The organism is Streptomyces sp. adm13(2018) (genome assembly GCF_008042145.1).
Taxonomy (GTDB): domain Bacteria; phylum Actinomycetota; class Actinomycetes; order Streptomycetales; family Streptomycetaceae; genus Streptomyces.
This window is the reverse complement of sequence record NZ_RDBH01000125.1, coordinates 1-8,287: the sequence shown is the minus strand read 5'-3', so window position 1 is coordinate 8,287 and position 8,287 is coordinate 1. Positions and strand designations below refer to the sequence as shown.

General features: G+C 70.7%; 10 protein-coding genes. 5 read left to right on the top strand and 5 right to left on the bottom strand.

The annotated features are described in order from the left end of the window. Positions 1-67: 67 nt before the first annotated feature. The 5 genes from EAO70_RS15780 (at position 68) to folE (ending at position 5,920) form a co-directional block, all read left to right on the top strand. On the top strand, positions 68-1,216 hold the full coding sequence (locus EAO70_RS15780) for a zinc-dependent metalloprotease (RefSeq protein WP_187283906.1): 1,149 nt from the start codon (positions 68-70) through the stop codon (positions 1,214-1,216). Positions 1,217-1,424: 208 nt separating this feature from the next. Then, positions 1,425-2,444, top strand: a complete 1,020-nt coding sequence (tilS, locus tag EAO70_RS15775; protein ID WP_148003617.1) for a tRNA lysidine(34) synthetase TilS — start codon at positions 1,425-1,427, stop codon at positions 2,442-2,444. 41 nt (positions 2,445-2,485) lie between these two features. Next, the gene (gene hpt, locus EAO70_RS15770) at positions 2,486-3,025 is read left to right on the top strand and encodes a hypoxanthine phosphoribosyltransferase (RefSeq protein ID WP_043226634.1); all 540 of its coding nucleotides are present in this window, start codon (positions 2,486-2,488) and stop codon (positions 3,023-3,025) included. 172 nt (positions 3,026-3,197) lie between these two features. Then, on the top strand, positions 3,198-5,216 hold the full coding sequence (gene ftsH, locus EAO70_RS15765) for an ATP-dependent zinc metalloprotease FtsH (protein WP_148003616.1): 2,019 nt from the start codon (positions 3,198-3,200) through the stop codon (positions 5,214-5,216). A 98-nt stretch (positions 5,217-5,314) separates the two neighbouring features. Then, complete coding sequence (gene folE / locus EAO70_RS15760) at positions 5,315-5,920, top strand: GTP cyclohydrolase I FolE (protein ID WP_148003615.1); 606 nt, start codon at positions 5,315-5,317, stop codon at positions 5,918-5,920. A 19-nt stretch (positions 5,921-5,939) separates the two neighbouring features. Here the strand turns inward: folE and EAO70_RS15755 are convergent, their stop codons facing one another. From EAO70_RS15755 to EAO70_RS15735, 5 genes are all read right to left on the bottom strand, one after another. Continuing rightward, positions 5,940-6,422, bottom strand: coding sequence for a DUF3180 domain-containing protein (locus EAO70_RS15755; RefSeq protein WP_148003614.1), 483 nt, complete (start codon positions 6,420-6,422; stop codon positions 5,940-5,942). Positions 6,423-6,483: 61 nt separating this feature from the next. Further along, a complete protein-coding gene (gene folK, locus EAO70_RS15750; RefSeq protein ID WP_148003613.1) occupies positions 6,484-7,083 on the bottom strand; it encodes a 2-amino-4-hydroxy-6-hydroxymethyldihydropteridine diphosphokinase in 600 nt (199 codons plus the stop codon). Then, positions 7,080-7,439: a dihydroneopterin aldolase gene (gene folB / locus EAO70_RS15745; RefSeq protein WP_148003612.1), complete on the bottom strand. Its 360-nt coding sequence runs from the start codon at positions 7,437-7,439 to the stop codon at positions 7,080-7,082. Before folB ends, folK begins: the two co-directional genes overlap by 4 nt. A 143-nt stretch (positions 7,440-7,582) precedes the next feature. After that, on the bottom strand, positions 7,583-7,990 hold the full coding sequence (locus EAO70_RS15740; RefSeq protein WP_402118557.1) for a nuclear transport factor 2 family protein: 408 nt from the start codon (positions 7,988-7,990) through the stop codon (positions 7,583-7,585). A 68-nt stretch (positions 7,991-8,058) separates the two neighbouring features. Then, positions 8,059-8,287: dihydropteroate synthase (locus EAO70_RS15735; RefSeq protein ID WP_187283904.1), on the bottom strand; the 229-nt coding region annotated here is incomplete at its 5' end.

The window sequence follows — 8,287 nt, the reverse complement described above, 5'->3', positions numbered from 1 at the left end:
GGCCCGACCCGTACCGAAGCCGTCCCGAACCCACCCCGAACAGTCGTCGAGACCGTACGGTTGACGCATGACGAGCATCGGTGGCGCAGGCACATCAGGGATGGTCGACTGGAACCTCGCGGTCGCGACCGCGACCCGCCTCGTGCGGCCCGGACCCGAAGTCGGCCGTGACGAGGCCCGGGAGATCGTGGCCGAACTCCGCAGGCACGCCAAGGCCTCGGAGGAACACGTCCGCGCCTACACCCGGATGTTCCCCGAGGGCACCGACCCGGGCAGCATCGCCGACACACCCGTCCTGGTCGTCGACCGGGCCGGCTGGATCAAGGCCAACGTCGCCGGCTTCCGCGAACTCCTCACCCCGCTCCTCGGGAAGATGCAGGAACGCCGCTCCGGCAACCCCGGCAACGCCGTCCTCGGCGCCGTCGGCGGCAAGGTCACCGGCGTGGAACTCGGCATGCTGCTGTCCTTCCTCGCCTCCCGCATCCTCGGCCAGTACGAGACCTTCGCCCCCGCCACCCGCGACCTCCCCGCGGGCGCCGACGGCGGCGGACGCCTCCTCCTGGTCGCGCCCAACATCGTCCACGTCGAACGGGAACTCGACGTCTCCCCGCACGACTTCCGGCTCTGGGTCTGCCTCCACGAGGAGACCCACCGCACCCAGTTCACCGCCGTCCCCTGGCTCCGCGACCACCTCCAGGGCGAAATCCAGTCGTTCCTCGCCGCCACCGACGTCGACCCCGGCACCGTCGTCGAACGCCTCCGCGACGCCGCCCAGACCCTCGCCGGCGGCCGCCCCGAGGGCGAGGAGGGCGAACCCGCCCCCTCCCTGGTCGAACTCGTCCAGACCCCCGAGCAGCGCGAGATCCTCGGCCGCCTCACCGCCGTCATGTCCCTCCTCGAAGGCCACGCCGACTACGTCATGGACGGGGTCGGACCCCAGGTCGTGCCCTCCGTCGCCGAGATCCGCGAGAAGTTCCAGCAGCGCCGCGCGCGCGGCGCCTCCCGCCTCGACCTCGCCCTGCGCAAGCTCCTCGGCCTCGACGCCAAGCTCCGCCAGTACCGCGACGGCGAGCGCTTCGTCCGCGCCGTCGTCGACCAGGTCGGCATGGACGGCTTCAACCGCGTCTGGACCTCCCCCAACACGCTCCCCACCAAGACGGAGATCGCCGCCCCCGCCGACTGGATCGCGAGGGTGCACCGTAGGGCAGACTCGTGAGGCTGGAGCGACACACGGCGCAGGAACACGTCGGAACCACCGGCCAATCACCCATCCGAGGGACCCTGGGCAGAGGGTGAGGCGTGCAATGCTCGGGTAACGGCCGGGTTTCTGTCACCATCGACGCACTCTGAGTGACCGAACCCCCCTTTCCGACCGTTAGTACTCCGACCGAGGCACCCCACCCCATTCACGAAGGGCACCGGACATGGGTCCCCATCCTGCGGTCGCGGCGATACGCCTGGCGGTCCGCCGCGTACTCCACGACGTCCTCACCGAGCACCAGACCGACCCCGCCCCCGCACCCGACGCGCACACCCCCCTCGTGCTCGTCGCCTGCTCCGGAGGTGCCGACTCCATGGCGCTCGCCTCCGCCCTCGCCTTCGAGGCCCGCAAACTCCCCGTACGCGCCGGCGGCATCACCGTCGACCACGGACTCCAGGACGGCTCCGCCACCCGCGCGGACGAAGTCGTCGGACGCATGACCGCCCTCGGCCTCACCCCCTCCGAGGCCGTCACCGTCACCGTCGGCCGCGAAGGAGGCCCCGAAGCCGCCGCACGCGACGCGCGGTACGCGGCCCTCGACGACGCCGCGGAACGCCACGGAGCCGCCGCGATCCTGCTCGGCCACACCCGCGACGACCAGGCGGAGACCGTTCTGCTCGGGCTCGCCCGCGGCTCCGGCATCCGGTCGCTCTCCGGCATGGCCGCCATCTCCGGCGCCTCCGGCCGCTACCGGCGCCCCTTCCTCCAGCTCGACCGCCAGACCGTCCGCAAGGCCTGCGTCGCCCAGGAACTCGCCGTATGGGACGACCCCCACAACAGCGACCCCGCCTACACCCGCTCCCGGCTCCGCCACGAAGGCCTCCCCGCCCTGGAGAAGGCCCTCGGCAAGGGCGTCGTCGAAGCCCTCGCCCGAACGGCCCAGCTCTCCCGCGACGACGCCGACGCCCTCGACACCTGGGCCGCCGACGCCGAGACCCGCGTACGCGACGAGGCGGGCGCCCTGGAATGCGCCAAACTCCACGGCCTGCCCCCCGCCGTACGCCGCCGCGTCCTGCGCCGCGCCGTCATCGCCGAGGGCGCGCCCGCCGGCTCCCTCTTCGCCCGCCACATCGAGGAAGTCGACCGGCTCATCACCGGCTGGCGCGGCCAGGGGGCCATCAACCTGCCCGGTCGCGTCGAAGCCCGCCGCCAGGGTGGCAGACTGGTCATCCGGCAAGGCTGACGCACGCTGCAACGAAAGTGACCCGGGTGAACGAGAAGGACATGGGCACCGACCTCCAGTCGGTGCTCATCACCAAGCAAGAGATCGACGCCAAGCTGGCAGAGCTGGCCGCGAAGATCGACGCGGAATACGCGGGCAAGGACCTGCTCATCGTCGGCGTCCTCAAGGGCGCCGTGATGGTGATGGCGGACCTGGCTCGCGCCCTGTCCACCCCCGTCACCATGGACTGGATGGCCGTCTCCTCGTACGGAGCGGGCACCCAGTCCTCCGGCGTCGTCAGAATCCTCAAGGACCTCGACACCGACATCAAGGGCAAGCACGTCCTGATCGTCGAGGACATCATCGACTCCGGCCTGACCCTGTCCTGGCTGCTGTCGAACCTCGGCTCGCGCGAGCCGGCCTCCCTGGAGGTCTGCACGCTCCTGCGCAAGCCCGAGGCCGCCAAGGTCGCGATCGACGTCAAGTGGATCGGTTTCGACATCCCCAACGAGTTCGTCGTGGGCTACGGCCTCGACTACGCCGAGAAGTACCGGAACCTTCCGTTCGTCGGCACGCTCGCCCCGCACGTCTACGGCGGCTGAACACCAGGGCCGTACGGGGAACCCGGACCGCCTTCCCCCCGTTGAACCACGGGAAGGCGGTCGCGGGCGACGATGCTGAGGTACCGTCCGAAGAACAGCTTTTTCACCTAGCAGCTCCCACAGCAGCATTTTCCTACGGGCAGGAGGGACGGAGCGATCTCGCTCCGTATGGATGGACGTGAAGCGATACTTCCGTGGGCCGGTCATGTGGATCGTGCTGGCCGTCCTCGCCGTGGTCGTGCTGATGCAGGTCGTCGGCTCGTCCGAGGGCTACAAGACGGTGGACACCGGCAAGGTCGTCCAGGCGATCGACAAGAACCAGGTCAAGCAGGCAAAGGTCACCACCGGTGACGAGCAGATCATCAAGATCGAGCTCGTCGACGGCCAGAAGATCGACAACAGCAGCAAGGTCCAGGCCAGCTACATCGGCTCCCAGGGTGTCGACGTCGCCGACAAGCTGCAGGAGAAGTTCGAGGCCGGGCAGATCGAGAAGGGCTACACCGTCTCCCCGACGAAGCAGTCGCCCTTCGTCTCGATCCTGCTCTCCCTCCTCCCCTTCGTCCTCATCGTGGTCGTCTTCCTGTTCCTGATGAACCAGATGCAGGGCGGCGGCTCCCGCGTCATGCAGTTCGGCAAGTCCAAGGCCAAGCTCATCACCAAGGACACGCCGAAGACCACCTTCGCCGACGTCGCGGGCTCGGACGAGGCCGTCGAGGAACTCCACGAGATCAAGGAGTTCCTCCAGGAGCCGGCCAAGTTCCAGGCCGTCGGCGCCAAGATCCCCAAGGGCGTCCTGCTCTACGGGCCGCCCGGAACCGGCAAGACGCTCCTCGCGCGCGCCGTGGCCGGCGAGGCCGGGGTCCCGTTCTACTCGATCTCCGGCTCCGACTTCGTCGAGATGTTCGTCGGCGTCGGCGCCTCCCGGGTCCGCGACCTCTTCGAGCAGGCCAAGGCCAACGCGCCGGCCATCGTGTTCGTCGACGAGATCGACGCCGTCGGACGCCACCGCGGCGCCGGCCTCGGCGGCGGTCACGACGAGCGCGAGCAGACGCTCAACCAGCTCCTCGTCGAGATGGACGGCTTCGACGTGAAGGGCGGCGTCATCCTGATCGCCGCCACCAACCGGCCGGACATCCTCGACCCCGCGCTCCTGCGCCCCGGACGTTTCGACCGGCAGATCGCCGTCGACCGCCCGGACATGCTGGGCCGGCTGGAGATCCTCAAGGTCCACCAGAAGGGCAAGCCGGTCGCACCGGACGTCGACCTCGGCGCCGTCGCCCGACGCACCCCCGGCTTCACCGGCGCGGACCTCTCCAACGTCCTCAACGAGGCGGCGCTCCTCACCGCCCGCAGCGACCAGAAGCTGATCGACAACGCGGCACTGGACGAGGCGATCGACCGTGTGGTCGCGGGCCCGCAGAAGCGGACCCGGATCATGTCGGACAAGGAGAAGAAGATCACCGCGTACCACGAGGGCGGCCACGCCCTCGTCGCGGCGGCCTCGCCGAACTCCGACCCCGTCCACAAGATCACCATCCTGTCCCGCGGCCGCGCCCTGGGCTACACGATGGTCCTGCCGGACGAGGACAAGTACTCGACCACCCGCAACGAGATGCTCGACCAGCTGGCGTACATGCTGGGCGGCCGTGCGGCGGAGGAACTGGTCTTCCACGACCCGACCACCGGCGCCGCCAACGACATCGAGAAGGCCACCGCCACGGCCCGCGCGATGGTCACCCAGTACGGCATGACCGAGCGTCTCGGCGCGATCAAGTTCGGTGGGGACAACACCGAGCCCTTCCTCGGCCGTGAGATGGCGCACCAGCGCGACTACTCGGAAGAGGTCGCGGCGCTGGTCGACGAAGAGGTCAAGAAGCTCATCGAGACCGCGCACAACGAGGCCTGGGAGATCCTCGTCGAGAACCGTGACGTCCTCGACAACCTGGTCCTCGCCCTCCTGGAGAAGGAGACGCTGGGCAAGGAGGAGATCGCCGAGATCTTCACCGCCATCACCAAGCGCCCCGCCCGCCCGGCCTGGACCGGCTCCTCCCGCCGTACCCCGTCCACGCGTCCGCCGGTGCTCTCCCCCAAGGAGCTCGCCCTGACGAACACGGCGAACGGCTCGGCGGCCCCCGCGGTCGACACCACGAAGGGCATCGAGATCGCCCCCGTGGACAATCCGGAGGACTGACCCTTCCGAATCCGGAATGGCTGCCGCGCCCCCACAGGTTTTAGCCTGTGGGGGCGCGGCATTTCGCGCACATCAGTCAGACGGAACGAGGCACAGAGATGACCGACCCGGTGACGCTGGACGGCGAGGGCACCATCGGCGAGTTCGACGAGAAGCGCGCCGAGGCAGCCGTACGCGAGCTCCTCATCGCGGTCGGCGAGGACCCGGACCGCGAAGGGCTGCAGCAGACGCCGGCCCGCGTCGCCCGGGCGTACAAGGAGATATTCGCCGGTCTGTGGCAGCAGCCCGAGGACGTCCTGACGACGACCTTCGACCTCGGCCACGACGAGATGGTGCTGGTCAAGGACATCGAGGTCTACTCGACCTGCGAACACCACCTCGTACCGTTCCGCGGGGTGGCGCACGTCGGGTACATCCCGTCGACGAGCGGGAAGATCACCGGTCTCTCGAAGCTGGCCCGGCTGGTCGACGTCTACGCCCGCCGCCCCCAGGTGCAGGAACGCCTCACGACCCAGGTGGCGGACTCCCTGATGGAGATCCTGGAACCGCGCGGCGTCATCGTCGTCGTGGAGTGCGAGCACATGTGCATGTCGATGCGCGGCATCCGCAAGCCGGGGGCCAAGACGATCACCTCGGCCGTGCGCGGCCAGCTGCGTGACCCCGCGACCCGCGCGGAGGCCATGAGCCTCATCATGGCGCGCTGAGGCGCCACGACGTAGGTTCTCAGGCCCGGGCCTTGCCCGGGTCTTCGTCGTCGTCCTCCGGGAGGCGGCAGACGCGCTCCAGGAAGAGGGCGGCCGCGATGACGGCGATGCCCGTCGCGACCGAGAGGGCCGCGTAGAGGGCCTGGTCGCGGCGGGCCGGGACGTCGAGGGAGCCGAGGAGGAAGACGCCCGTGCCGCCGTACATGCCGGCGACGAGGGCGGCCACCAGGGCGCTCGCCTGGCCGAAGACCACGGCGCGTGCCGCCATCAGGGGCTCGACGCCCTTGGCGCCGGGGCGGCGCTCGCGCTGGGCCTTGAGGCGGGCCCGGATCGACAAGGCCGTCGCGGTGAGGACGACCGCGATCACGGCCAGGACGATGGGTGCGGCGATCGGCACGCTGGGCAGGGTGCCGACCGAGTCCCAGAGCCGGGCCGCACCCCAGGAGAGGATGCCGGCGACGAGGAACAGTCCGGCGAGCACCTTCAGCCGCAGTTGTTTCACCGGTGTCCTTCTCCTGGTCGTCGGTCGTGTTCCGCCGGGCGGTCTGCCCCGAGCGTAACGACTACTCGGGCAGACGGAGTTCCAGGTCGGTGCGGCGGGCCACGCCGTCGTCCCCGAGGGTGGTGAGCAGGGCGGCGACGGTGCCGTGGCCGGGGAGCTGGGCCTCGGGGTCGACGTCGTGCCAGGGGGCGAGCACGAAGGCGCGCTGGTGGGCCCGGGGGTGCGGGAGGGTGAGGACGGGGTCCTCGGAGACGACGTCCGCGTAGGCGACGATGTCGACGTCGATGGTGCGGGCGCCCCAGCGCTCCTCACGGACGCGGTGGAAGGCCTCCTCGACGGCGTGCGCGCGCTCCAGGAGGGAGGAGGGCGGCAGGGTCGTCTTCACGAGGGCGACGGCGTTGAAGTACGAGGGCTGGGTGTCGGGGTCGACGCCCCAGGGCTCCGTCTCGTACACGGGGGAGACGGCCTTGACCCGGAGGCCGGGGGTGTCCGCGAGGGCGTCGACGGCCCCCTGGAGGGTCTCCAGGCGGTTGCCCAGGTTGGCGCCGAGGGCCACGACGGCCCAGCGGGGGTTGGACAGCGTCGAGTCGGCCGCGTCGACGGTGGCGACGACGGAGGCCGGTACGGGCTGGACGGTGGGGTCGCTCTGCGTCGGCTTCATCGTCGGCTCCGGGTGATCGTGATGGTCACGTCGTCGAACGGCACGGTGATGGGCGCGTCCGGTTTGTGGACGACGACCTCCACTTCTTGTACCCCGGCGTGGCTGAGGCATTGCTGGGCGATGCGCTCGGCCAGCGTCTCGATGAGGTCGACCGGCTCGCCCTGGACGACGTCGACGACCTGCTCGGCGACGACCCCGTAGTGCACGGTCTTCGCCAGGTCGTCGGCGGCGGCCGCCGGGCGGGTGTCCAGGCCGAGGACCAGGTCCACGATGAAGGTCTGGCCCTCCTCGCGCTCCTTGGGGAAGACGCCATGGTGGCCCCGGGCCTTGAGGCCGCGCAGCGCGACACGATCCACGCGAATCACTCCTGCTGTCGTAGTTCGGTGGGCACGCGGCCGGGTGCGGACGGCCGGGTGTCCCGTCCCGAATCTACCTGCGGGGACCGACAGGGCCTGCCCTCGGGGGCGTGGGCGGCGCCGGACCGGGTGCGGTGGAGCGGTTACGGGGTGTCGCCGTCGGGCTCCTCGTCCGTTGTCTCGGCGGTGTCGGCGAGGACGGGGGAGGCGTGGTGGGACCAGAGCCGCCAGCCCTCGGGTGTGTGGCGGAACACATTGGTGGCGACGACGAGCTGTCCGACGAGGGGGCCCAGTTCCTCGCCGTCCTCGGCGGGGCCGCCGCTGAGGATGTTCTCGGTGCAGGTGACGACGGCGGTGCGGCCGGCGAGGGCGACCTTGAGGTCGGTGAGGAAGAACTGGATGTACTCGGTGTTCGCCATGATCAGGGCGTACGAGCGGAGTACCTCGCCGCGGCCGGTGAGGACGGGCCAGCCGGGGTGGACGCAGGTGACCGGGGTGGCGCCGTCGTCGAGCCAGAGGGCGGAGACGCCCTCGAAGTCGCCGGTCTCCATCGCCTCGTAGAAGGCGGTGTTGGCGGCCTCGACGGCGGCTTCGTCGGCCGCCTGGTCCGCGGCGCCGGTCACGCGGCTCCCTCGACGGCGCGGGCGACCCGTACGGCGTCGGCGGTGGCCCGGACCTCGTGGACGCGGACGGCCCACGCGCCCGCGTGGGCGGCGAGGGCGGAGACGGCGGCGGTGGCGGCGTCGCGTTCGCGCGCGGGGGGCGGTGCGGCGCCCTCGCGGGTGAGGACGTGGCCGAGGAAGCGCTTGCGGGAGGCGGCGACGAGGAGGGGGTGAGGCCGAGGGCGG